Here is a 572-nt window from a genome sequence, read left to right as displayed (position 1 = left end):
GACCCGCAGGGCGGAACCCGGCCGGAGCCGACCGCCCCGAGGGAGCCTGCCGACCAGACCACGGCGCGAGCGTCCGCCGACTCCACCGCGCCCGCGGAGCCTGCCGCCTCAGCGTCGAGCCCGATGAAGCGTGCCCTGCGTCTCGTCGCGACAGAGGGCGGCGACCGGCGTTCCGGCCCCGAGGCGCGCGTGGACGACAGCCAGGTGAGCGAGGACGACGAGGACATCGAGGATGCCGGGGGAGTCGGCCAGCCGGTGATCGAGAGCGTGCTCGGCGGCAAGGTCATCGCCGAGCTCGACACCTGACGGCGGGCCGGCACCAGGTCGAGGATCCGGCAACGGGTAGATCGGAGCCGCTCGAGACCGCCGAACCCGCATTGCTATAGGGCGCTATAAACGGCCTCTTTCTGCTATAGCCGCTATAATCTGCTCATGCCTTCGCCCGCCCGGCAGCAGAACCCCTACCGCCCCGGCTTCAACCAGGCGCCGGCACGCCTCGTCGGCCGGGACGCCGTGCTGGCGGCGGCCAGGGAGGCGCTCGAGGTGGCAGCCCTCGACGGTCGCACCCCGCG

General features: G+C 72.6%; 1 pseudogene. It reads left to right on the top strand.

The window, feature by feature from the left end:
• A pseudogene (locus FRW57_RS24250) lies at nt 1–306 on the top strand (hypothetical protein); the annotation flags it as partial.
• Nucleotides 307–572 lie beyond the last annotated feature (266 nt).

The sequence above is a fragment of the Segeticoccus rhizosphaerae genome, from assembly GCF_009192725.1.
Taxonomy (GTDB): domain Bacteria; phylum Actinomycetota; class Actinomycetes; order Actinomycetales; family Dermatophilaceae; genus Segeticoccus; species Segeticoccus rhizosphaerae.
Note: the sequence above shows the minus strand (reverse complement) of the source record. Positions and strands in the feature narration are given on the sequence as shown.